This window comes from Sphingobacterium sp. JB170 (assembly GCF_900163865.1).
In the GTDB taxonomy this organism is placed as follows: Bacteria; Bacteroidota; Bacteroidia; order Sphingobacteriales; family Sphingobacteriaceae; genus Sphingobacterium.
Map to the genome: position 1 here is coordinate 52,256 of NZ_FUKU01000059.1, position 23,701 is coordinate 75,956.

The 23,701-nt window shown below is 41.9% G+C and carries 17 protein-coding genes; 6 read left to right on the forward strand and 11 right to left on the reverse strand.

The annotated features are described in order from the left end of the window. Positions 1 to 116: 116 nt before the first annotated feature. Positions 117 to 1,316: an enoyl-ACP reductase FabV gene (gene fabV / locus FM107_RS15880; RefSeq protein ID WP_086949472.1), complete on the reverse strand. Its 1,200-nt coding sequence runs from the start codon at positions 1,314 to 1,316 to the stop codon at positions 117 to 119. Between the two features lie 189 nt (positions 1,317 to 1,505). Beyond that, a complete protein-coding gene (locus tag FM107_RS15885) occupies positions 1,506 to 1,928 on the reverse strand; it encodes a hypothetical protein (protein WP_086949473.1) in 423 nt (140 codons plus the stop codon). A gap of 924 nt (positions 1,929 to 2,852) precedes the next feature. Here FM107_RS15885 and FM107_RS15895 point away from each other — a divergent pair. Next, positions 2,853 to 5,297, forward strand: coding sequence for a TonB-dependent receptor (locus FM107_RS15895; protein WP_086949475.1), 2,445 nt, complete (start codon positions 2,853 to 2,855; stop codon positions 5,295 to 5,297). Here the strand turns inward: FM107_RS15895 and FM107_RS15900 are convergent. The 4 genes from FM107_RS15900 to FM107_RS15915 form a co-directional block, all read right to left on the reverse strand. Continuing rightward, positions 5,294 to 6,106, reverse strand: a complete 813-nt coding sequence (locus tag FM107_RS15900) for a helix-turn-helix domain-containing protein (protein ID WP_086949476.1) — start codon at positions 6,104 to 6,106, stop codon at positions 5,294 to 5,296. The two genes, FM107_RS15895 and FM107_RS15900, sit on opposite strands and share 4 nt — an antisense overlap. Before the next feature lie 618 nt (positions 6,107 to 6,724). Then, complete coding sequence (gene asnA / locus FM107_RS15905; RefSeq protein WP_086949477.1) at positions 6,725 to 7,729, reverse strand: aspartate--ammonia ligase; 1,005 nt, start codon at positions 7,727 to 7,729, stop codon at positions 6,725 to 6,727. A 172-nt stretch (positions 7,730 to 7,901) separates the two neighbouring features. Continuing rightward, on the reverse strand, positions 7,902 to 8,237 hold the full coding sequence (locus FM107_RS15910) for an iron-sulfur cluster assembly accessory protein (protein WP_086949478.1): 336 nt from the start codon (positions 8,235 to 8,237) through the stop codon (positions 7,902 to 7,904). Positions 8,238 to 8,317: 80 nt separating this feature from the next. Further along, positions 8,318 to 9,490: a cysteine desulfurase family protein gene (locus FM107_RS15915; RefSeq protein WP_086949479.1), complete on the reverse strand. Its 1,173-nt coding sequence runs from the start codon at positions 9,488 to 9,490 to the stop codon at positions 8,318 to 8,320. A 66-nt stretch (positions 9,491 to 9,556) separates the two neighbouring features. Between FM107_RS15915 and FM107_RS15920 the strand changes: the two genes are divergently transcribed. Beyond that, on the forward strand, positions 9,557 to 10,408 hold the full coding sequence (locus FM107_RS15920) for a mechanosensitive ion channel family protein (RefSeq protein WP_086949480.1): 852 nt from the start codon (positions 9,557 to 9,559) through the stop codon (positions 10,406 to 10,408). Here FM107_RS15920 and FM107_RS19585 read toward each other — a convergent pair. The 4 genes from FM107_RS19585 to FM107_RS15935 all read right to left on the reverse strand — a co-directional run bounded on the left by FM107_RS19585 (position 10,405) and on the right by FM107_RS15935 (position 14,475). After that, positions 10,405 to 10,554: a hypothetical protein gene (locus FM107_RS19585; RefSeq protein WP_179204519.1), complete on the reverse strand. Its 150-nt coding sequence runs from the start codon at positions 10,552 to 10,554 to the stop codon at positions 10,405 to 10,407. The two genes, FM107_RS15920 and FM107_RS19585, sit on opposite strands and share 4 nt — an antisense overlap. A 71-nt stretch (positions 10,555 to 10,625) precedes the next feature. Continuing rightward, the gene (locus FM107_RS15925; protein ID WP_086949481.1) at positions 10,626 to 11,351 is read right to left on the reverse strand and encodes an MIP/aquaporin family protein; all 726 of its coding nucleotides are present in this window, start codon (positions 11,349 to 11,351) and stop codon (positions 10,626 to 10,628) included. A gap of 27 nt (positions 11,352 to 11,378) precedes the next feature. Further along, on the reverse strand, positions 11,379 to 12,875 hold the full coding sequence (glpK, locus tag FM107_RS15930; RefSeq protein WP_086949482.1) for a glycerol kinase GlpK: 1,497 nt from the start codon (positions 12,873 to 12,875) through the stop codon (positions 11,379 to 11,381). A gap of 34 nt (positions 12,876 to 12,909) precedes the next feature. Next, a complete protein-coding gene (locus FM107_RS15935) occupies positions 12,910 to 14,475 on the reverse strand; it encodes a glycerol-3-phosphate dehydrogenase/oxidase (RefSeq protein ID WP_086949483.1) in 1,566 nt (521 codons plus the stop codon). A gap of 302 nt (positions 14,476 to 14,777) precedes the next feature. Between FM107_RS15935 and FM107_RS15940 the strand changes: the two genes are divergently transcribed. The 3 genes from FM107_RS15940 to FM107_RS15950 are packed head-to-tail and all read left to right on the forward strand — an operon-like array spanning position 14,778 to position 20,257. Further along, positions 14,778 to 15,536: a DeoR/GlpR family DNA-binding transcription regulator gene (locus FM107_RS15940; protein ID WP_086949484.1), complete on the forward strand. Its 759-nt coding sequence runs from the start codon at positions 14,778 to 14,780 to the stop codon at positions 15,534 to 15,536. Between the two features lie 40 nt (positions 15,537 to 15,576). Beyond that, the gene (locus FM107_RS15945) at positions 15,577 to 16,845 is read left to right on the forward strand and encodes a Gfo/Idh/MocA family oxidoreductase (RefSeq protein ID WP_086949485.1); all 1,269 of its coding nucleotides are present in this window, start codon (positions 15,577 to 15,579) and stop codon (positions 16,843 to 16,845) included. Between the two features lie 16 nt (positions 16,846 to 16,861). Continuing rightward, positions 16,862 to 20,257 carry a family 16 glycoside hydrolase gene (locus FM107_RS15950; protein WP_086949486.1) on the forward strand — a complete coding sequence of 1,132 codons (3,396 nt, stop codon included), beginning with the start codon at positions 16,862 to 16,864 and terminating at the stop codon, positions 20,255 to 20,257. 216 nt (positions 20,258 to 20,473) lie between these two features. Here FM107_RS15950 and FM107_RS15955 read toward each other — a convergent pair whose 3' ends face one another. After that, positions 20,474 to 22,012 carry an NAD(P)H-hydrate dehydratase gene (locus FM107_RS15955; RefSeq protein WP_179204525.1) on the reverse strand — a complete coding sequence of 513 codons (1,539 nt, stop codon included), beginning with the start codon at positions 22,010 to 22,012 and terminating at the stop codon, positions 20,474 to 20,476. A 286-nt stretch (positions 22,013 to 22,298) separates the two neighbouring features. On the opposite strand from FM107_RS15955, the gene FM107_RS15960 reads away from it, so the two are divergent. Continuing rightward, positions 22,299 to 23,699, forward strand: coding sequence for a sulfatase-like hydrolase/transferase (locus FM107_RS15960; RefSeq protein WP_086949488.1), 1,401 nt, complete (start codon positions 22,299 to 22,301; stop codon positions 23,697 to 23,699). The last annotated feature ends 2 nt before the right edge of the window (positions 23,700 to 23,701 follow it).

The following is a 23,701-nucleotide window of genomic DNA, read 5'->3' on the forward strand; positions in this document are numbered from 1 at the left end:
TATAGCAATCACCGGTTTGTGAATGCGCAGTAATTTCAAAATAAGAATACTATAAATAAAGGCGATAATGTAGAGATATCGCCTTTATTTATAGTATTATATTGCAAACAGAGAGTTTATGCTTTAATACTTGGTATTTCAACAACTTCATTTGTTTCAGATTCATAATCGACATCCTCGAAGTTGAAACCAAATAAGTGGAAAAATTCATTCCTATAGCCTCGAATGTCCGAAATTTCTTCTAAATTTTCTGAGGTAGCTTGTTCCCAAAGTTTAGCAACTTCTTGCTGAACGTCCTCGCGCATTTCCAAATCGTCCACACGAATACGACCTTTTTCATCTAAGGACACCGCATTTCCGCTGTACAAATGTTCAGAAAATAAGCGTTGCATCTGCTCGATGGTACCTTCGTGAATTCCCTTTGCTTTCATCACTTTATAGAGTAGAGAGATATATAGCGGCACGACTGGAATCGCAGAGCTTGATTGTGTAACCAATGCTTTGTTGACAGAAACATAACTAACCCCGCGAAGATCTTTTAATAGTTCGTTTAACTCGGGTACTGTATTCTCTAAATTATCTTTCGCTTTTCCGATCGTACCGTTACGGTAGATGGGGTAGGTTAGCTCAGGGCCTATATAAGAATATGCGACAGTTTTAACGCCAGGTGCTAGCACGTCGGCGGCTTTCAATTGCTCAATCCAGAATTTCCAATCTTCTCCCCCCATTACGGCGATGGTATTGTCAATATCTTCTTGGTTTTCTACGGGTTGAATGGTGATGTCTGAAACGATTCCAGCGTGAAAATCAACTGTTTTATTTGTGAAAGCTTGACTAATCGGTTTTAAAACCGAAGAATGCGCAACACCTGTTTTTGGGTGCGTGCGTCTTGGCGAAGCTAACGAGTATATCACGAGGTCAACTTGACCAAGATCCTGTTTGATTAAATCGATCGTTTGTTTCTTGATTTCGTCAGAGAAAGCGTCTCCATTGATACTTTTTGCATAAATGCCTGCGTCAATGGCTTGCTTTTCGAAAGCTGCTGTGTTGTACCATCCTGCAGTACCCGGTTTTCTCGGTGCTGCCGGTTTTTCAAAAAATACACCAATTGTAGCTGCATCTGAACCAAATGCGGCTGAGATACGTGATGCTAGACCGAAACCCGTTGATGCACCAATAACCAAAACCTTTTTCGGTCCATTAGCAATTTTACCTTTAGACTTTACGTATTCTATCTGTTGTTTTACATTTTCAGCAGTACCCTCTGGGTGTGAAGTTAAACAGATAAAACCTCTTACTCGTGGTTCTATAATCATATTTTTAATTCTATTTCAGGATTGAAATGCCAAATTTAGTGAAATTTAAGGTATTTACATGAATATATCATGTATTTGCTTGCCTCAACTATACATGATGGCTCTACTAATTAACTTCAAAATTGCTTGGTAGCAGGCTGGTTGAAACGAATTATGTGGGGGGATGCTATCCCGTTTATATATATGTGGTTAATCTATTTTAATTTTCAGATGGTAGTCTCCAGCATAGGGATCACCTTGCATCAGACTTTCGCCTATAATCAGCCGGTAAGTACCCGCTTGTGAAAGGCTGTCTTCGATGGTTCTGCCGTACGGGCCGTCCATGGCCCCATCCGGCATAATCATTTGATTTATGCGTAAATTACCGGTGTTATCGGATGTTTTTAGTTCGATTTCAACGTGGGAAGGATGCGTAATATCGAAGGAGAGGGTGTCTTTTTCTTTGGCAACTTTAGTGCGTCTAAATTGAAGTGTACCCTCGTCGTTTTCGTTTTGTACCGATTCCGTATCCGGCTTCGAAAACGTATTCGCGTTTCGTTGCCGGTCGTCGGCATTACAACTCATGACGAGGGCAAGCCCGAATATTGGTAGAAATTTGATGGTGTGGTGCATATAAAAAGCCTTTCGATTAGTTAAACCAAAGGCTGTAGATTTTGTTTTATTTTTTTAGTTTTATGACCAACACTCCGCTAAAAATGGGGTGAGTTCTAAATTAGAGTGATAGAAATATTAGAGTGATAGAAATGAAAAGTAATGCTTGGATCACGCTTGATCCCAGTTTGGTTGCTAAATCGGTCAGGAAGACACCCGGTATCAGCTATCTTACACCCGAACAGGCCGGTAGAATCAAATGCGGGCTGGAAATAGTAGATATGGTCGCGATGGACCTGTATAACTATACGGGCATCCACCTAGACGCCTACGAAACCCTCTGTGATCACCGTCCACTGAAATCGCTGCGGTAGATTTAAACGGAAACTTTCACGGCACGTCGCAAAAAACTTAAGATACTATCTCGTATTCTTGTCGCGGACTTATGGATAAACAAATCTCAAACAAGGAGCGAAACAAACTACTTCCACTTCAATATGGCGGGCATCGCAACTTATTTAGCTTAAGCCCCCACTGGATACTAATCCCCAAAGAACAACGTGATGCGTGCTCAATGTCGAATAGCAAGCCGTTGAACCAAATTCCTTTATTGATCAAAATATTTTTTTAACCGTTGGCTAGCCCCCTAACTTCCATGAAAATTAGAAACTTAATAAAGAACTAATACAGGATCGCGCTAAATCCGCATAAAAAATAACTAACTATTAATAGTTTGTTGATTATAGTTAAAATTATAGATTGCATCATTACGATGTTTAAATTAAAACTGAAAGTACATTTCTTTAATAACAGCGAAATTCGGTCAAGCAATTAAATAAATGGGAGAAATGCAGCGAGGTCAATTTGGAAAAACTGTGGTATAAATTTCTATACAACCTTAAAAGATATCGTTCTTTTCTATTTTTGAAAAAACTATACGACTTTATGAACAGATTTCTAATTTCGCTCTGCTTTTTACTTGTTCTCCAAGCAGCGTATGCGCAAAAGTCAAAACTTTCCGGTATCGTTAAAGACTCGCTTTCGGCTACGCCAATCCCGTATGTCAGTATTGGGTTATTGGATGCCAATAATAAGGTCGTCGATGGTATGATAACCGATAATTCCGGTAATTTTAATTTTTTCAATCTAAACAACGGAAAGTACAGCCTAACCGTAAAATTCATCGGTTATAAACAAACGAGAGTTGCAGTAGAAATCAAGGGTGAAAAGAAAATCGATCTTGGAGCTATCCTTATTTCCAGTGCTGACAATAGTTTAGAACAGGTCACGGTTACAGCCAGCGCAGCAGGACAAAAACACAGTAGCGACAGACAAACTTATAAAGGGAGCCAATATAAAAATGCCGTAGGCGGGACGGCACTGGATATTGTTAAGAACCTTCCTTCAGCATCCGTAGATGCCGATGGAAATATTAATATGCGAGGCAATACTGGCGTAATCGTGTTAATCAATGGAAAACCCTCATTTTTGGACCCAGCGACGATTTTGAACCAAATAGCGGCAAATGACGTTACAGAGGTGGAATATATCACTAGTCCTACTGCTCAATTTGATCCAGATGGCAAGGGGGGCATCATCAACTTAAAAACCAAAAGATCGGGAGCCAACGGGTTCGCATGGACACTTAACCTTCAAGGCGGATTACCGAGTATGAATGATTATGATAACCAAGAGAACCAAAAGCGGTTTGGCAGCGACATCTCGTTCCAATATAAAAGGGACAAATTGGAATTGAATGGTTCGGCGAACTACCTAAGGAATGACAATGCGGGATTTAGAGAAGGAGATGTAAATACCATTATCGGAGACCGACAAACCTTCTTCCCCTCCAGTGGTGAAAGAAGTTTTGATAAATATAATTTCGGAATCAGATTAAACAGTGCCTACGAAATATCTGACAAACATTCCGTGAATTTAGGGGTGTTGGTATCCAGAAAGTTTCAAGATCGAGTTGCCGACATTTACTATACCAATAGAACGATCCAACCGTCAACGGGTCGTGAAATTTCCCGAACAAACTACTTTAACCCTAACCTTCAAAATAAACAGGGCGAATTTTATCTACTGGATTTCTCCTATCAGTATAAAATCAACGCGGCTCATTCACTCCAGCTAGGTGTTATTTACGAATATGCCGAGATCTATGGATCCACTAAAAATGGTAATATCGAGAACAAGATTGACACGGTACAATGGACGCAAAACACATATACTAATCCATTGCGAGGTTTAAGACTTTCTCTACAACATCGCTGGACACTGGAACATGCAGAATTATTAACTGGATATCAATTAAGGGACGATAAGCAAAAGGGCAATTTTGAATATGGTGTGTCAGAAAATGGACAAAATAACTTTGAATTGATTCCCGAGTTTACGGGTAAATTGGATGCAACCAATAACGTTCATGCCCTTTTTACGCAATACGACCGTCAATTTAAGAAGACTCAATTTTCATTAGGCCTACGTTATGAATACTATCAACGTGATCTGCTCATGCAACATACCAATGAAGAATACCTATATTCCATTCATCAACTATACCCTTCCTTGAATTTAATGCATGATCTAGGCTCCGGTTGGTCATGGAAATTAGCAGCAGCTAGAAGGGTACAACGCAACAACAACTTTGAGTTGAATCCTATCCCTGAACGTGAACACTCCGAGACACTGGAGAAAGGAGATCCGGAATTGTTGCCTGAGTTTACCACCAATGTAGAAACGGGGCTAGTAAAAAGATTAAAAGCGGGTAATGTCTTTTTGAATGCCTATTATCAACATACTAAAAACCCGATTCAACGGGTAAATTCTGTTTATGCAGACACAATCCTTCGCCGTATTTTCACCAATGCGGGTTATGCAACCCGTTATGGAATGGAATTAGGTGGGGACGGCAAATTATCGTCATGGTTGAGGTTTAACGGTGGAGTTAACTTATATAATTATAATATTTCAGGTCAAGTGTTGGATTACGAAGAACCGAGAACGAATCAAGATTGGGTGTATTCCATCAATGCAGGCATCCAAGCAGATTTGCCAAACAACTGGAGCACTGGGTTAGAGGTTAACTATCTTTCAGAAAGTCCGACCGTGCAAGGAATGGATTCTAGGTTTGTAACCCCTCATTTCAACCTAAGCAAGTCTTTCTTAAAAGAGACAATTACAGCTCAATTAAAATGGCAGTTTATAGAACTTGGTAAGTGGGGAGTGAATGAACAACGGATTACAACGTACGCCAGTGATTTCCATACGACCACAAATTATATTTATGAAAAGAATGTGTTTTTAGTAAATCTGAATTTTAATATTCATAAATTAAACCAAATCTTAAAACTGCCAAAGAGTGAATTTGGAGAAAAGGAATTCTAGGATTCTTGCTTCTTAAATTCTTTTGGCGTAACGCCGGTATATCGCTTAAAATATTTAGAAAAATTTGATTTATCAGAGAAACCTAATTCATATGCGACTTCGGATATCGAATTGCTTGTATAGAAAAGTAATCTCTTAGCTTCTTTAATGATATATCCAGCCAACAGCTCCGAAGCGGTTAAGTTCACATTTTTTTTGCAGGCAGCGTTCAAGTTCTGAGGACTAGTATTCAGCTTCTCCGCATAGTAAGCGACATGATTTACCACACTTGCCCCCTCATTAAGCAGTTCGCAGAATCGGTCGTAGATATTTTGTGGAGATGTTATGCTCTGTTTCGAGTCCACCGTTTGCTCCAATGACTTGGCTAATATCACTTTAAACAATCCCTCTTGACAAACCTCGTTTTCTTCCGCGGCCAGTAACTTAAATAAATTTTCAATGGTTCTGGCCTCTTTAAAATAGATCGTGTCAAACTTTTTAATTCCGCCCACTAATCTATTGATCTCAAAATCTAAACTCTGGCTGACAAATTGATTCTTTACTAAAAGAACGAATCCTTTCACCGGATCAGTCAATTCCCAATGATGAACATTATCCTTTCGGATTATCAATAGGCAAGGAGCCTGTATTAGAGCTTCCCTTCCGTCAATAATATGTTTCCCAGAAGTAGAAGTTAGAAATACCAACTCCAAATAACCATTGTGTTTATGAGGTTTAGTAATGTTCTTAGAGAGATCAAAAGCAGCCACTTTAATAAGTCGAGGATGTTCCATCTTGTCTTTCACTTCAATTTTTTTTCTCTTCATCATCGTTAACAATTATAACGAATAATATCTTCAATATTTGGAATTAAACGATGCCACTTTTTAGTTGGGGAACTAATTTCAAACTTTAATTAATATTTTCATCTTTTTTAGTTCAATACGCCGTTGAAAACCTGTGTAAGTGCCTGGTCGTAATTAAATAAATAGGGAATGATCGTTAGGGTCAATTTACTCCATTTGAAACCTTACGGCAAGTATAGTGAACAATGAAGTCGTATGCAATTTGAAAAGAAGTTTGATTTTCTGGAATTCAATAGCAGACTGCTCAAACAACACGGCAATAGGCATTACATTATCGCGCTTGATTCCAGTTTTATTGCTAAATCGGGCTAGAAGAGCCCCGTATCGCCTATTTGTTGTCAGGATACCTTAGCGTAAGGGGCACGATACACGATGGGGAAGTAGACCATCAAGGCATTAATACTGAGTATTTCAAGAAGGTGACCAATTTCGATTGTCAAAATGAAGTGTCACAACCCTTTATTGATTGAAAGGTTTTTATCAGTCTTAGGGGTAAACCAAGATACCACAAAATCAGAAACTTGTCAAAGAATTAAGAGTATATGACACCAGTGTCGTATAAAAAATAAAGGTACTATTTGATTACAGCAGGTTTACGTTTTGATTCGCAAGTAGTTTACGTTGTTGCTCATCCCATATGCTCACTTGAACTTCTCCTATATGCGTTTTCTTCAGCATAAACATGCAAACACGCGATTGACCTATACCGCCGCCAATCGACTGTGGTAACTTATCGTTCAGTAACAAATGATGAAAGGGAAGTTTTGCACGGTCCAAACTGTTTCTTATTTCGAGTTGGTGCATGAGTGAGGTCTTGTTTACGCGAATTCCCATTGAAGAAAGCTCGAATGCCGTGTGAAGTTGAGCGTTCCATACTAAAATGTCACCATTAAGACCATTAAATCCCTTTTCATTCGCGGTACTCCAGTCGTCATAATCGGCTGCGCGGCCATCGTGCGAAAAGCCATTACTTAACTCTCCGCCGATCCCATAGATAAATACTGCGCCGTATTTTTCAGCAATAAGGTTTTCGCGCTCTTTGGGGGTCGAAGAAGGGTAAGCATTTAATAGTTCTTCCGAAGAGATGAAATGTATCTGTTCGGGCAGGACTGCTTTTTTATCAGGATATTGGCTCTCAACCTCACGTTCTGTTTCATAAAGCGCCTGGTAGATGTCCATAACCGCATTTTTCAAGTAGGTGTATGAACGCTGGTCCTCATTGATTCTTTTTTCCCAGTCCCACTGGTCAACGTAAATGGAATGAATGGGGCTATAATCTTCATCAGGACGTAATGCACGCATATCAGTGATGATTCCTTCTCCTTCTTCAATCTCGAGTTCCTGAAGCCGCACGCGTTTCCATTTAGCTAAGGAATGAACCACAACTGCCCGTTGTTCGTTGAGTGATTTAATTGGAAAGCTCACTGGTCTTTCAATACCATTTAAATCATCGTTGATACCTGTGCCATCTAATACCACTAGAGGTGAGGAAACCGGGATAAGGTTTAACGCCTGGATTAGCTTTCGCGAAAAAGTGTCCTTTACAAACGTTATCGCTTGTTCAGTTTTAAGTAAATTACGTCCCATATAATTGTATACCCCCAAACACCGCAATTCTTAATTAGAGCGGTATTGTTATATTTATAAATTAAAGGAGCAAAAGTAATGAATTTATTAAGTATAACGGGAGTTTTTTAAAACTTTACTGAAAAAGGGGCTAAATGCCCCTGTTTTTTCTATAAAATGTTGTCTTTTACATCTATACCGAAAAACTTTCACCGCATGCACACGTACGCGAAGCGTTCGGATTATTAAATTCGAAGCCTTTTCCATTTAAACCGTCCGAGTAATCAAGTTCTGTACCCGCTAAGTATAAATATGACTTAATATCCAAACATATTTTTATGCCTTTGTCTTCACAAAACTGATCACCCTTTTGTTCTTGATTGTCGAAATTTAGTTTATAGGATAAACCAGAACACCCGCCACTTTCAACCGCAACGCGAACAAAGTAGTTTCCGTCATATTTTTCATCGTTCATAATCTGATCGATGCGTGCTTTCGCTTTATCTGTAATTTTTACAATCGCGTCCATATTTCCCTAATTTTATCTTGTACAAAGTACGGTATTCTTTATCATTCTTACAATCTAAAACGGTTTGAGCAATGTAAAAATTAATCCAACAGACCTTTGGTATATAACGCCCATATGGGAGACTGCTGCCGAATTTTCTCAACTGCTTCGGTGACTAACTCAACTGTTTTGTGAATTTCCTGCTTTTCCGTGTATTTACTAAGACTGAAACGAATACTGCCATAGGCATCATTATCCGGGACTCCCATAGCTTTTAGTACGTGCGAGGGTTCTAAAAGTCCTGTTGCGCATGCCGAGCCCGAGGAAAGTGCTAACTCGGGTAAGGACGTCATGATTTCCGACGATTTTAGGTACGGGAAAGCAATGCAACTCGTATTATCTAATCGAGGGGCGTTTTTAGCATGAATAATGATTTGCGGGATATGCTCGCTTATTTTATCTTCCAATAGATCACGATAACATTTGATCTGCGGTCGCGCATCAAATAGCTCAAATGCTTTTCCGAGACCAACGATTGCCGGGACATTTAATGTCCCGCCGCGGCGTCCTTGTTCTTGGCTACCTCCGTTGATTAATGGTGGTATCTGTATGGGTTTGCTTTTTCGTCGGATATAAAGCACCCCGATACCTTTGGGGCCATGTATTTTATGCGCGCTAAGGGTTAATATATCAATTGGAAGTTCATCAAGATTGATGTCACTTTTCCCGATTATCTGCGTTGCGTCGCAAAAATATAATACGTCTTTTTGCTGGCATAACGCAGCGATTTCTTTAATAGGATGTAAGACACCTGTTTCGTTGTTGGCGGCCATAAGGCAAACCATGATCGTATCCTCGCGGATACTTTGCGCTAATTCGCTCAGATCGATGGCACCATTTTGGTCAACCCCAAGGTAGGTAATTTCTATCCCTTGCTTTTCTAAAATTCCGCAGGTGTTGAGCACGGCTTTATGCTCGGTCTGACAGGTTATCATATGCTGACCCTTGCGGCGATAGCGTTGAGCAATGCCCTGAAGTACCATGTTAATTGTCTCGGTAGCCCCCGAGGTGAAAAATAATTCGTTCGTTTTTACGTGCAAAGTGCTGGCGATTCGCTCACGAGCAGTTTCGACAGCGCCGGATGCCTCACGTCCAAACCAATGTTGTACGCTGGAAGGGTTTCCATAGCTTTCACGCAAATAAGGAAGCATCGCTTCTAACACCAATTCGTCGATTTTTGTTGTTGCGTTGTTGTCCAAATAGATCCAAGACATGTGTTAAAGATACCCTAAAACTTCCTAAATTTTTGAGTGCATAGTGAAAATTTTATATTTTAGTAGATGGAAAAAATTCAAATGGGTATTGAGCATTTTATTGACACCATAATTTTGAAGGTGCCGACGCTTATTGTAGCGATCGTTATTTTATTCATCGGAATCTATTTGATTCGTTTTACGCGCAGTTTTGTTGACCGGCGCTTTGAACGGAAAAATATCGATCCTTCGGTACGAAGTTTTACAAGTTCGATAATAAAGTTTACGTTATATGTTCTTTTGATTTTAACGGTAGCGAACACGTTAGGCATCCAGACCACTTCCTTTATTGCCGCACTTTCTGCTTTTGGTTTAGCGGTTGGACTGGCCCTGCAAGGTAGCTTGTCTAATTTTGCAGGAGGCGTATTAATTCTAATGTTTCGTCCATTTAATGTTAATGACTATATCAGTAGTGATAATGGCGCAGAAGGGAGCGTAGAGTCAATAGACATCCTTTATACCACTTTGATAAATGCCGATGGTATCAAAGTATTCAGTCCAAATGGGCCGCTAGCAAATTCCGTCATCAAAAACTATTCGAGCATCCTCTCACGCCGTTTCCAATTTGTGGTCGGTATTTCTTACGACGACAATATAAAGGACGCAAAAGATACGATCGCAGCAGTAATTAAGCAAGAGGCACGTATATTAGGTACTCCGGCTCCAGAGATCTTCGTTAGCGACCTAGCGGATAGTTCCGTGAACTTGACGATTCGAGGATGGGTTAACAAAGCTGATTATTGGGATACGCACAACATTTTGCAAGAAAGAATTAAAATCGCTTTGGACGAGAAGGGGATATCGATTCCGTATCCACAGACCGAGATGCATATCAAATCTGATGGTAGTATAACAACTTCTCCAGTAAAAACATCTTAATCTAACGATCGTGTGAGTACGAAGTAGCGGTAGGCAAGCAAAGCTTGTTGCCATTTCGTGAGCGAGGCCGGGTCCTTTTGCGATAATTTTGGTAACACCGCTTTATTGACCGTATTTAAAAATTTGAATATCGATTTTGTCATCATATTTGATACATATAAGAAAACAGTACGTCTTTAAAACTTGTTTAAAGACGTATTGTTTTTTAGGGCCTGAATTATTGTACGATCAAGTACAATCCAACGGCTAATAGAGAGCCTAGAAATGGTCCTACGATAGGAACCCAAGCGTAGGAAATATCGAAACTGGCCTTGTTTTTTAAAGGTAAAAGGGCGTGCACGATTCGTGGACCTAAATCTCTGGCCGGATTAATAGCATACCCGGTTGTTCCTCCCAGAGAAAGGCCGATCACCCACACCACAAAGGTAACAGGGATAGCACCAACTGAACCTAAGCCGATAGGGGTGTCGTCCCCTAAAGCAGGTTCCGTGAAGTGTAGAATCGCGAAAATGAGCACAAATGTTGCGACTGTTTCACCGATCAAATTCGTTGGGAGGTTCCGAATTGCAGGTGACGTACAGAATACGGCTTGTTTAGCACCTGGATCGTCCGTTTGGTTAAAATGGTCTCGATATACAAGCCACACAACAAATGCGCCGGTCATTGCGCCCAATATTTGCGCACTCATGAAGGAAAGTGTTGTGTATAGGTCTAGTTTTCCTAAAGCGAAATTTGCAAGGGTAACAGCACAGTTTAAGTGTGCACCGCTGTAAGGGCCGGCGATTGTTACGCCAACAAACACGGCAAATGCCCATGCCGTCGAAATAACGATCCATCCGGAATTATTTCCGTTAGTACCTTTCAATAAAACATTCGCAACTACCCCTCCGCCAAGTAGAATTAGCATAGCAGTTCCCAGGTACTCCGCAATAAATGGTGTCATAAAATGATAATTTGTTTATAATTGTAGTTATTTATATTCAGCCCAGTATTTTACCGTATCAGTTGCTCTTTTCCACTCCTTTAATTGACGTTGATATTTTGCCTTTGGGTTTACGGTGAAAGTTCGATCTTCTTTCCATAACGACTGAAGCTCGTCGATATCTTTCCAAAAACCTACTGCGAGCCCAGCTAAGAAAGCTGCACCTATTGCGGTTGTTTCCGTTATTGCAGGCCGAATGACACTTGTTTTTAGAATATCCGCCTGAAATTGCATCAAAAAGCTATTTTGGCTGGCGCCGCCATCGACAAGTAGTGCTTTTATTTTGGATTTTGAATCTTTCTCCATAGCCTTGAGGATATCGTAGGTTTGATAAGCGATGCTTTCAAGCGATGCGCGCGCAATATGTGCATCATTTGATCCCCGTGATAAGCCTAGGATAGTTCCTCGGGCTTCCGCGTTCCAGTGTGGTGCGCCTAAGCCGGAAAATGCGGGTACCACATATACGCCGTTTGTGTCTTCAACACTCATGGCGAGTTTTTCGACATCACTCGATTTTTTTATGATCCCTAATTCATCGCGGAGCCATTGGACGACTGCACCGGCAATGAAAATACTACCTTCAAGTGCATAATTAACATCATCGCCGATTTTCCAAGCAATCGTCGTTACGAGTTGGTGTTTTGATATGATGGGATCTGTCCCGATGTTCATTAATAGGAAGCAGCCTGTTCCATAAGTGTTTTTGACCATTCCTTTCTTCGTGCAGAGTTGTCCAAACAGTGCTGCCTGTTGATCACCTGCTATTCCGGCTATGGGAATAGGTCGGGCGCCTAGCTCGGTACTTGTTTGACCATATACCTCGGAACTTGCGCATACTTGCGGAAGCATCGATTCCGGGATCTCGAAGATATCAAGTAGTTCCTGATCCCATTCTAAAGTGTGTATGTTGTATAACAATGTACGCGATGCATTGGTTACATCGGTGATGTGTTTTTGACCATTGGTGAGGTTGTAAACCAACCACGAATCTACGGTGCCAAAGGCGAGATCCCCTTTTTCAGCAAGTTTGCGCGCACCTTTGACATGCTTGAGGATCCAGTTGATTTTAGAGGCAGAAAAATAGGAATCGATTAGTAGGCCCGTTTTCTGTTGAATCGTTTGGGCTAGCCCCTTTTTGATGAGTGCTTGACAATATTCCGCTGTGCGTCGGTCTTGCCAGACGATGGCGTTATAGATAGGGTTACCTGTCTTCTTGTTCCAGACGATTGTGGTCTCTCGCTGATTGGTAATACCAATCGCTTTTATGGCCTCTAATTTGATTTTTGATTTAGCGATTACTTCTGTTAATACAGCGAACTGTGATGACCAAATTTCGGTAGCATCATGCTCAACCCATCCGGATTTCGGGAATATCTGCGTGAATTCTTTTTGGGCAACATTTTCGATTTGCCCCTTTTTGTTAAAAAGAATTGCCCTAGAGCTTGTCGTTCCTTGATCGAGGGCCAATATAAATTCTTTCTTCATTGCGTTTTATGGTTTATAGGGTTATGTCAAATTTTTAAAACGTATAGTTCTTTACGAGTATACGATATTCATCGAGCTCTTTGCTTACCCAGGTATTATCATGATCAAGCTCGCGGGCCATTACTTGTGCCACGGTAGGCGCAGCTACCAACGATGCCTGCGCATCGAGCAGGAGTAACCGAATTCTGCGGGCAAGGAAATCTTCGAGTTTTACAACCATCTCATTTCGGCAGGCCCATACAACCTCAGCAATGCAGTATTCATAATCCGGATGAATTCTTGTGGCCAATGTTGGGTCGTCGGTAATAAGCTCTTGAATCCTGGTGTAGCTTGAGCCGTATACTCGCCAGTGTCCCGGGTACTTATCATGTGTAAATCCATAGATAGGATGATGCGTGGTTTTACAAGGTGTGGGACTTAGTTTTGCTGTGCGAACCGCGAGGTTTACTGTGTCTTCACCCATCTTACGGTAGGTCGTCCATTTTCCTCCAGTAATCGTAATTAAATTGGATGGACTGGCGATTAATTTGTGGTCCCGAGAGATTTCTTTCGTGCTTCCGCGATCGGACTCGGTAGGAGCTGCAAGCGGGCGTAAGCCTGCAAAAATACTCAACACATCAGCGCGTGTAGGCGCATGCTCTAAATATTGATCTGCTGTGTTCAGTATGAACGCTATTTCCTCTTCCAGTGGACGTGGTTCGATTTGATGTTCATCCAGCGGCGTGTCTGTCGTGCCTAGTAATACTTTTCCATGCCATGGTACGCCAAACAATACACGGCCGTCACTTGTTTCTGGGATCATCAAGGCATCGGTATTTCCAAGAAAATGTGCGTCAACTACTACATGTGTGCCTTGGCTGGGGCGAACCAGGTTCTTATGGGTTGGTGTGTCGAGCTTTAATATATCGTCAACGAAAACTCCTGTCGCATTGATGACGGCTTTTGCGGAAATAGTATAGGATTTCTTAGTAGTAGTGTCTGTAAATTGAATGCCGTTTACTAGGGCATCTTTATCTTTCGAGATAGCAGTTACTTCGGCATAGTTGATCACTGCTGCGCCAGAATCGGCAGCCGTCTGCGCTAGGTTTATTGCGAGTCGTGCATCATCAAATTGCCCGTCGAAATATTGTACGCCACCTTTTAGATTTTTGGTTTTGATATGTGGGAGCTTTTGGAGTAATGTTTTATTTTTTAGTAATGCAGTACTGCCTATCCGTAATTTACCAGCCATCCAATCATAAAGCTTTAGTCCGATCAAAAACTTTAATTTACTAAAAACCGAATAGCAAGGGATAATGAACGACTGGACAAAGGAAACGTGCGGGGCGTTTTGGAAGATAAGCCCACGCTCTTTAAGCGCGGAGAACACGAGTTTGACATCTCCATTCGCTAAATAACGAACGCCACCATGGACTAATTTTGTACTTTTACTTGAGGTCCCTTTCGCAAAGTCATATTTCTCCACTAGGAGCGTTTTATACCCTCTGGTTGCGGCATCGACGGCAGTCCCCAAACCGGTGGCGCCACCACCTATGATTACAATATCCCATAATTGCGTCTCGTGTAAACTGTCTAACACTCTTCGGCGGTTGAACTTCATAAGAATAAAGCAGGAAGCACATCTAGCACATTGTACGATAGGTGTGAGGAATGCGCCTGCGTTTCGCGATTTCCTGTTTCTGATTTTGCGATTTTAAATTAATGATTAAAGCATTTACTGCGAGCTGCCGGGGGTTCTCCCGAATTGTAGCGGCAGTTACAAGGTCTGTTATTGAACTTTGAATGCTTTCATTAGATTATAAAATGCTTGGTGAAGTTAATAAAAAACGTAATTAAACGAAAGTTTTCGAAGGTATTTTTTATCTTTAGACCACTTTTGTTGAGATAGTAGTTAGAAAAAATATGAATAATGTAGAGCGTCACCAATTGATTTTAAAACAAGTCCAGGCTAATGGGCACGTTTCGGTACTTGATCTATGTGAAAAATTGAAAGTCTCATCGGTTACAATTCGAAAAGATTTACAGTTTCTAGAAGATGCAGGGATGTTATTTAGGACACATGGAGGAGCAACCGGTAGCAATCCATATCAAAAAGATAGGACGATAAATGAAAAATCACAGATCAATGCAGATGTTAAAAAACGAATAGGGGAGTATGCAGCAAAACTTATCGAACCAAATGACTCAATCATTATTGCATCTGGTACGACTATGCAATATTTTGCCCAGCAAATTGTTCCGCAACAAGGATTAACCGTGATAACATCCGCAATTAACGTTACCATGGAACTCATTAAGCACGAAAGTATCGATATTATCCAGCTTGGCGGGCCTGTCCGGAAATCTTCTTCGTCGATCATGGGCCGGTATGCTGAGGACCTACTGGGCGATTTCTTTTGCTCAAAGCTTTTTATCGGTGTAGACGGTATTGACGCGGGGTTTGGGATAACGACGACTAATGCACAAGAAGCACTTCTAAATCGAAAGATGATGGAGTCTGCACATAAAACAATTGTCTTGGCGGATTCCTCGAAATTTGATCGACGGAGTTTGGGTAAAATTGCCGAATTGTCCAAGGTAGATATGATTATCAGCGACAATATTCCGCCAAAATATCAACAATTGTGTGACAATCTAGGTATTGAATATAAAATATGTTAACTTCGAATCTCAACTAAACTAGCTAACGCAAAATTTTAAAATGAAAGAAAAAGATACTTCAAGACGTGACTTTATTAAAAAGTCACTGATTGGCGCAGCGGCTTTTACGATCGTTCCACGATTTGTTCTGGGCGGTAATGGATACCTGGCGCCAAGTGACCATCTAACTAAAGGAGTCATCGGTGTTGGATCGATGGGCCGAGGACACTTTGGTTATGCAGGAACTAAAACTGTTGCTATTTGTGACGTGGATACTCGCCACTTAGCTCTCGCGCAGAAAGCGCTTGGTGGCGGCGTTAAAGAACATCACGATTACCGGGAACTTATTCAAGATAGCGAGGTCGATATCGTACATATTGCTACTCCGCCACACTGGCATGGTATCATGGCCGTTGAAGCAGCACGCTCTGGAAAAGATATTTGGTGTGAAAAGCCAATGACGCGTACTATTGGTGAAGGTAAGAAGGTTAAAGAGGCCGTTGCTCAGCATGGTAACGTCTTTCGTTTAAATACGTGGTTTCGGTTTGATGCAAACTTTTACGGTATGAATGTGCCGGTAAAGAAAATTAAGAAGTTGGTGGAAACAGGAATGTTAGGTTGGCCGTTGAAAGTGACAATTAGTAAGCATACGGGGTTCGATTGGAAATTTTACTGGGTAGGTAAAGAAAATTTACCTGTAGAGACTGTTCCTAAAGAACTCGATTACGACATGTGGTTAGGCCCCGCTCCGCATAAGCCCTATAGTGCACATCGTGTGCACACGACCTTTCGTGGTTATTGGGATTACGACGGTGGCGGCCTAGGAGATATGGGACAGCATTACCTTGATCCGGTACAGTATTTCCTGGGTAAAGACCAAGAAAGTCCGGTTAAAGTAGAGGTTGATGCGCCACAGCAGCATGCCGATGCGGTAGGTACTTGGCGTAAAATTACCTATACTTACGCTGATGGATGCCAGATTATTCTAGATGGGGCAGGAACTGAAGAAGGTCAAGCATATATTGACGGACCAAAAGGTAAACTATATAAGGGATTTGTGTCAGATATTCCAGATATGGAACGTAAACTAGCGCAATACCCTGATCCAGCGCCACAAGTAACGGACTTCTTGGAGGCGTGTCGTACGCGTCAGAAGTTTGCTTTAAATGAGCAAAATGGATATTATTCAGCAACTTTGGTTAACCTTGGGCTCTCCGCGCTACGATTAAACCGTACGCTGCATTTTGATTCCGATAAACAGGAGTTTGTAAATGATGAAGGAGCGAATCGTTTAATTAATCAGCCAATGCGTGGGCCTTGGACTATTTAATCAATCTAACCAAAAAATGAAAAAAGTATTTAATACCTTATCGGCGCTGCTGATTCTCCAAATATCCGCTTACGCGCAGCAACCAGCTAATCGTACGTCAGCCACAAAGATCGCAGATGTGTTAGCACAGCAACCTGCGCAAGAGCACGCTAAACTTCTCACTGCAATGAAGGAGCTGGAGAATTTTACATCTGAAGATATTGCAAACCTACTTTCTGGATTACAACCACAAGGAGGAAACAACGCAGCCATTGAGTACGCTGCGAATACATACTCTTTCTACGTCATGCAATCGGGCAAAGACGCGCAGCGCGAATTGTTTTCAAAAGGTTTAGCGCTCGCATTAGAACGCTTGACGGACAAAGACAATAAAGGATTCGTTTTACGCTTAATGACGCAAGCATCTAAAAACGAGGCTATTCAAGCGATTGTTCCTTTATTAAAGGATGATTATCTTGTCGACAAGGCGGCAATGGCGCTGAACGGTATCCGTACGCCCGAAGCAAAAAAAGCGTTATCTACTGCGCTGAGCCAGGCAAGCAATGAAAAACAGACCAAAGCGATTGTTTCAGCTTTGGGAGATTTGCGCTCAAAAGAAGATGAAGAAGCTATTATTGCCACTCTTTCTAAATATTCATCGGAGAATACACAACGTGGAGCATTCACAGCGTTGAGTAAAATTGCTGGAGCGAAATCTGCACCCGTATTTTTAGAAAAATTAAAAAATGTCAACTATCAATTTGATAAAACGAATATCGGTGGTTTGACATTAAACTATGCTGGTAATTTAGCAGCAGAAGGTAACGAATCCCTTGCCGTATCGGTAGCAAACACGGTGAGTAAAGAGGCCGAGCGGGCGGGTGTATCGACGCTACAAGTTGGCGCATTGAAGTTATTAACTAAAATTAATCCGAATAAGGCACGCAAGCAGCTTTTAAAGGGAGCCACGAGCCCAAATGCGTTATATCGTGCTGCATCGCTTGAACTCTTGGCAAATCGTGACGAGCCTTCGGAAACCAAGAAGCTTATTAAGTCTCTTTCCAAGGCTGAACCAGCGATTCAGGAAAGCATCCTACTGTACCTCGCACAGGAGGCCGATGAGAGTGATATTCCAGCAATTAATAAAACGGTGCAGAAACTCTCGGATACACGATCGAAGATTGCTGGTTTAAATACGTTGTCAGCGCTTTCAAATGGATCGAATGCCGCCGCACTTATTAAAGAAATATCTTCTGCAGATGATGCAACAAAGCAGGCAATTGTAACTTTACTGTTAACATCAAAAGATGCTTCGACGATTGACGCGGTGGTTGCGGCTTTACCGACGGCTGATTCAACCACGCAATTAATGCTATTAGAAGTCCTTTCGAAACGCACGAATAGCAACGCTTCCAAAGCGACATTGGCGTTAGTTCAAAGTGAAGATGCAGCTGTAAAAGAAGCTGCGTTAAATGCATTGCCAAATGTTGTCGGTGAGAACGATCTAGATGCGGTTGTTAATTTATTGTCCAAAGCAAACGAACAAGATTCACGTGCTTTGCAATCGGCGCTAATACAGATTCTGTCAGCAAGTTCGAGCAAAGATGCGCACATTCAAAAGCTGGCTGCAAATATCTCACGTTCCGCGGCACCTTCAGCCGCAAATTATTTTCCTGTATTTGCCGGCGTTGGTACGCAAGAATCTTTAAAAGCAGTCAAAAATTACCTCAACAACGAGACGTTGAAGCCTCAAGCGATAAGCGCATTAGCGAGCTGGAGTACGCCAGAGGCGCTTCCTACATTAATCGAGCTATCACGGACCGAAAAAGGTACAGCTAATTTCGATACCGTTTTTAAAGGGTTGATTGCGCAAATCAACGCAAGTGAAAATACAGCAGCACAAAAGACGCTGTTTTTGAAAGATGCATTCGTGCTCGCTTCAACGCCAGCACAGCAGCAGCAGGTATTGGGGAGTTTACAGACAACAGGTACATACCAGGCACTGGTTTTCGCAGCGAACTATTTAGACGATGCGAATCTTAAAGGTGCTGCAACCAATACAGCGATGAATATCGCGATGGATAACATTGAATATATTGGTACCGACGTACGCCGCATACTCGAACAAGCAAATACTAACTTAACCGGTAGCGAAAGCTCCTATCTTAAGGAAGCAATCACGCGGCATTTGGTCGAAATGCCGGCAGGAGAGGGCTACGTGTCGATCTTCAATGGTAAGGACCTTACCGGTTGGAAAGGTTTGGTAGAAAATCCGATTAAGCGCGCAGCGATGTCGCCGAAAGAATTGTCCAGCAAACAAGCGGAGGCGGACAAAAACATGCGTATCAATTGGTCCGCCGAAAATGGCGACCTTGTGTTTAGTGGAAAAGGCGATAATATCGCTACAGTAAAACAATACGGCGATTTTGAGATGTTGGTGGATTGGAAACTAGATCCTAATGGAAAAGAACCTGATGCCGGGGTATACCTTCGGGGAACACCACAAGTACAGATTTGGGATATTTCTCGTACCGAGGTTGGTGCGCAAGTGGGATCGGGTGGATTGTACAACAATCAAAAGAATCCTGCTAACCCGCTTAAAGTGGCTGATAATGCCCTTGGAGAATGGAATACGTTTAAAATACGTATGATCGGGGAGAAAGTATCTGTTTGGTTGAATGGTGAACTCGTCGTGGATAACGTGACTTTAGAGAATTATTGGGATCGTAATCAATCTATTTTCCCGGTTGAACAAATTGAGTTGCAAGCACATGGATCCCGTGTATGGTACCGCGATATCTATGTGAAGGAAATCGCCCGCAAAGAAGTTTTTACTTTAAATAAGGCAGAGAAATCGGAAGGATTTGAGATGTTGTTCGACGGAACGAACCTGGATAAATGGACAGAAACGCCCGCCTACGAAGTAACTCCTGAAGGCTATATTCGCGCCAACCCTGACGCTAAATTCGGAAAAAATCTTTATACCAAAGATGAATTTGGAGATTTCGTATACCGTTTTGAGTTCAAATTAACGCCAGGAGCAAATAACGGAATAGGTATTCGTACGCCTTTAGAGGGGGATGCTGCGTATGCAGGTACTGAAATTCAGGTTTTAGATAATGATGCAGAAGTTTATAAAAATTTAAAAGAATACCAATATCATGGGTCTGCCTATGGAATTATTCCAGCTAAGCGCGAAGGGATGAAGCCAGTCGGCGAGTGGAATTCCCAAGAGATTCGTGTACAGGGGAGCAAGATAAAAGTAACCCTGAATGGCGTGGTTATTCTTGATGGAGATTTAGCAAAAGCTTCGAATAATGGCACGGCGGATCATAAGGATCATCCAGGCCTAAATAATAAATCGGGGCATATTGGATTTTTAGGACATGGTTCGGAAGTGTTTTTTAGAAATATCCGGATTAACAGGTTATAATTTTAATACGATTAGTTAGAAACGCGCCTGTGCTTTAAGTAGTCCAGGCGTGTTTTTTTTCTCCATAGGGGGGCAATATGTCGCGTGCCTGAACAAACACGTATGATGGAAGTTGCCGGCGTGCGTGCAGCCGTTAAACGAGGCCCCTACGGGGTCTTAAAGGCGGAAGTTGCAGGTCGCTAGATTTATAGACTTCATTTGCGCACGTACATTTTTTTATAATGAAGTTAGTTGATAAGGAGAAATTTGCTTCCATGCTTCGGCAATATGATCTGTGATGTCGGATGCAATGACACTTCTAGGGTGACGTTGTAGTGCCGCAAGGTCGCCAGCAAGACCATGTAGATATACACCAAGAATCGCCGCCTCATGAGGTGCGTATCGCTGAGCTAACAGCGAAGCGATGATCCCCGATAGAACGTCGCCGCTACCAGCGGTAGCCATTCCCGGATTTCCATTCGAGTTAAAATGTATATTCCCGTCAGACAGTACAATAGCTGAATGTGCACCTTTAATAACCATGATCTGCTTATATTTCGCACACCAGTTACGTGCCATTTCCAATTTTTGATGGTCATCGGACCAACTTCCTAGCAGCCGCTTTAGCTCTTTGGGGTGAGGTGTCAATATGCTTTGTGGCGGAAGTAAATGATGTATCTCCGGTCGTTTGGCTAAAATGTTTATAGCGTCAGCGTCGAATATAATCGGAGGGATTAGATCACTATTTTCGAGTGAAGTTATGAAGTTGAAAAATGCGTCACTTTGGCTTTGCTGTGTCCCAAGGCCCATTCCTATGGCTATTGCCTCGTAGCTATTGTGTTTAAAACTAAACGTATGAATAGATTTCATGGTATTGTCTGTTTGAACTAACGCCTCCGGGCAACTAATTTGTAAAATATCGTGTCCACAACAAGGGACATATGCCGTGACTATTCCACAACCCGTTCGTTGTGCGGCATGGCACGAAAGCGATATTGCTCCGATACTCCCGTAACTTCCCCCTGCTAGTAGCACGTGACCGAAAGTGCCTTTATGAGCGAACTTGTGCAGCGGCCGTGGAATTTGCATGATGCTCGTTCTACAGGTGTAATGGTATGTGCTGTCAAATGTCTCCCATACGGCCTTATCTAAGCCGATATCGAGAATGCTGATGTTTCCACATAATACCGCATTTTCAGGTAGAAGGACGTTTAATTTTGGGAATGAGATGCAAAAAGTATACGTAGCGTGCACGGCGTTTACTTTCGGTGCATTACCATTTTGAGCGGATAATCCCGAAGGGATATCAATAGAAAGTATGGGGTTCGGAAGGTTATTAATTTGGTGAATAAAGCCACTCCATTGGTCGGATAACGGCCGTTTTAGCCCATTTCCGAACAGGGAATCAATAATTATAGATTCACGCGGGAGTGATAGTGTTTCATCAAGTTTTATTGGTAGGATTGAAATGCCGTGATCACGTAATGCCTTTTGACTGTATTTATTCTGCTGAGTGTATCGATCATGTTCAGAAAGGCGTATTTGCACAGTATGACCTGCTTGAAATAATAGCAGGGCTAGAGTTAGGCCATCACCGCCATTATTTCCGGGTCCGCAAAAAAGTATAAAATTGCTTCGGCATTCACCTACCAATTGCTGTGTTTTTTGGAAGATCGCGCGTGCAGCACGTTCCATCAAATCCCTTTCCGTTATTTTTTGTCGATCTATAGTTTGTCTTTCTAGCTCGTAGGTCGCAGTGGGGGATAGAATCTTCATAACCTCTTTTTTCTTAAAATTAAGCATTATTTTTTCAAGTCTGGTCGCTCTATCTATGCTTTGTATTGTTTCCAGTAACGCCCCGTTTTCTTTATTTGCGATTTAACGGCCTAGGTTTTCAATCCCATTGAAAAAAAAAGTATCTTTAAATAGTGGGAAATAGAACATCGTTTTAAACGGAGATTAGTCTGAACGGATTGCGTGGATATTAGTTTAACATGAAGCGCAATTAGGAAAAACCACCCTATTGTAAATGACCTTTCGAGTACTTCTAAAATGCATATTGATGAAAATTATAAAAACGGTTTGGCACGCTGCCCACAATATAACTTTAACACGTTTTCTGTGTAACGTTATTTTGTTTTTAAGTTGTACGTCCGCTCTGATTGCTCAAGAGAAAAGACCCAATATCATATTAATATTAGCCGATGATCTAGGGTTGGGCGACATAAGTCGCTTCTCAGATACCTATCATACGCCCAATATCGATAAGATTGGCCTGGATGGTCTTCAGGTGTCAAATTATTACGCTGCTTCTCCAATTTGTTCACCTTCACGCGCCGGGATTTTAACGGGGCAGTTCCCTGCAAAAATACATTTCACAACTTTCCTGAATACGAAAGCAGACAACAAAAGGAAAGAACAGGTAGATTTTTTAGATCCTGAAATTCCATCGATCGGAAAACTGTTGCAATCCGCTGGCTATGCAACCGGACATTTTGGAAAATGGCATATGGGCGGTGGAAGAGATGTTGTCGAGGCGCCGAACTTTGATAAGTATGGTTTTGATGCATGGTCAAGCACTTATGAAAGCCCAGATCCTGATCCGGCCATTACGGCGACCGATTGGATTTGGAGCGACAAGGATAGTATAAAACGTTGGAATCGTACCGCATATTTTGTCGATAGAACGCTAGCATTTTTGAAAGAGAATGCGGGTAAGCCTTGCTATGTGAACTTATGGACCGACGATGTGCACACACCATGGGTAACGGGTGATAATGAGAATGGTCGCGACCCTAATAACAAGCCACAATCGGAGAAGAGTTTTATCGAAGTTTTAAAAATATATGATAAAGAAATTGGCCGCTTAATGCAGGGATTGAAAGATTTAGGCGTTGATAGCAATACAATCGTGATATTTACGAGCGACAACGGGCCGTTACCTAATTTTAGGCAAGACAGATCTGCAGGGTTACGAGGTAGTAAACTCTCGCTTTATGAAGGCGGCGTGAATATGCCGTTTCTCATTCGCTGGCCCGGTCACATCGAAGCGGGTAGATTCGATGATACGTCAATAATTTCGGCGGTCGATCTTTTACCGTCATTTTGTGAACTTGCAGGCGTGAATACCAGCGGGCTTATTGATTTGGATGGTGAGGATCGCACCGACGTATGGTTGCATCGGGCAGCTGAGCGGACAGAACCCTTAATTTGGGAATACGGCCGTAACGAATTCTTCAGCTTTCCAAAACAGCAGAATCGGAGCCCGATATTAGCGCTTCGTGAAGGAAAGTGGAAATTCCTAATGAATAAAGATGAAAGTCAGGTCGAACTATACGATTTAAGTGGCGATCGAAAGGAAACTCGCAATGTGGCAGCTGAAAATCCTATTTTAGTTCAGCAATATAGAAAAGTGTTATCTAACTGGCGTAACAGCTTGCCTACCTTTGTGCCTGCAGAGTAAAC

Excerpts from the sequence above, each read along its gene's own strand:
- FM107_RS15940 (WP_086949484.1), top strand. The coding sequence starts at position 14,778 with ATGAATAATGTAGAGCGTCACCAATTGATTTTAAAACAAGTCCAGGCT.
- glpK (WP_086949482.1), bottom strand. The coding sequence starts at position 12,875 with ATGAAGAAAGAATTTATATTGGCCCTCGATCAAGGAACGACAAGCTCT.
- FM107_RS15955 (WP_179204525.1), bottom strand. The coding sequence starts at position 22,012 with ATGAAGATTCTATCCCCCACTGCGACCTACGAGCTAGAAAGACAAACT.
- FM107_RS15925 (WP_086949481.1), bottom strand. The coding sequence starts at position 11,351 with ATGACACCATTTATTGCGGAGTACCTGGGAACTGCTATGCTAATTCTA.
- FM107_RS15915 (WP_086949479.1), bottom strand. The coding sequence starts at position 9,490 with ATGTCTTGGATCTATTTGGACAACAACGCAACAACAAAAATCGACGAA.
- FM107_RS15885 (WP_086949473.1), bottom strand. The coding sequence starts at position 1,928 with ATGCACCACACCATCAAATTTCTACCAATATTCGGGCTTGCCCTCGTC.
- FM107_RS19585 (WP_179204519.1), bottom strand. The coding sequence starts at position 10,554 with ATGATGACAAAATCGATATTCAAATTTTTAAATACGGTCAATAAAGCG.
- FM107_RS15945 (WP_086949485.1), top strand. The coding sequence starts at position 15,577 with ATGAAAGAAAAAGATACTTCAAGACGTGACTTTATTAAAAAGTCACTG.
- asnA (WP_086949477.1), bottom strand. The coding sequence starts at position 7,729 with ATGGGACGTAATTTACTTAAAACTGAACAAGCGATAACGTTTGTAAAG.
- FM107_RS15960 (WP_086949488.1), top strand. The coding sequence starts at position 22,299 with ATGAAAATTATAAAAACGGTTTGGCACGCTGCCCACAATATAACTTTA.
- FM107_RS15910 (WP_086949478.1), bottom strand. The coding sequence starts at position 8,237 with ATGGACGCGATTGTAAAAATTACAGATAAAGCGAAAGCACGCATCGAT.
- FM107_RS15920 (WP_086949480.1), top strand. The coding sequence starts at position 9,557 with ATGGAAAAAATTCAAATGGGTATTGAGCATTTTATTGACACCATAATT.
- FM107_RS15900 (WP_086949476.1), bottom strand. The coding sequence starts at position 6,106 with ATGATGAAGAGAAAAAAAATTGAAGTGAAAGACAAGATGGAACATCCT.
- fabV (WP_086949472.1), bottom strand. The coding sequence starts at position 1,316 with ATGATTATAGAACCACGAGTAAGAGGTTTTATCTGTTTAACTTCACAC.
- FM107_RS15895 (WP_086949475.1), top strand. The coding sequence starts at position 2,853 with ATGAACAGATTTCTAATTTCGCTCTGCTTTTTACTTGTTCTCCAAGCA.
- FM107_RS15935 (WP_086949483.1), bottom strand. The coding sequence starts at position 14,475 with ATGAAGTTCAACCGCCGAAGAGTGTTAGACAGTTTACACGAGACGCAA.
- FM107_RS15950 (WP_086949486.1), top strand. The coding sequence starts at position 16,862 with ATGAAAAAAGTATTTAATACCTTATCGGCGCTGCTGATTCTCCAAATA.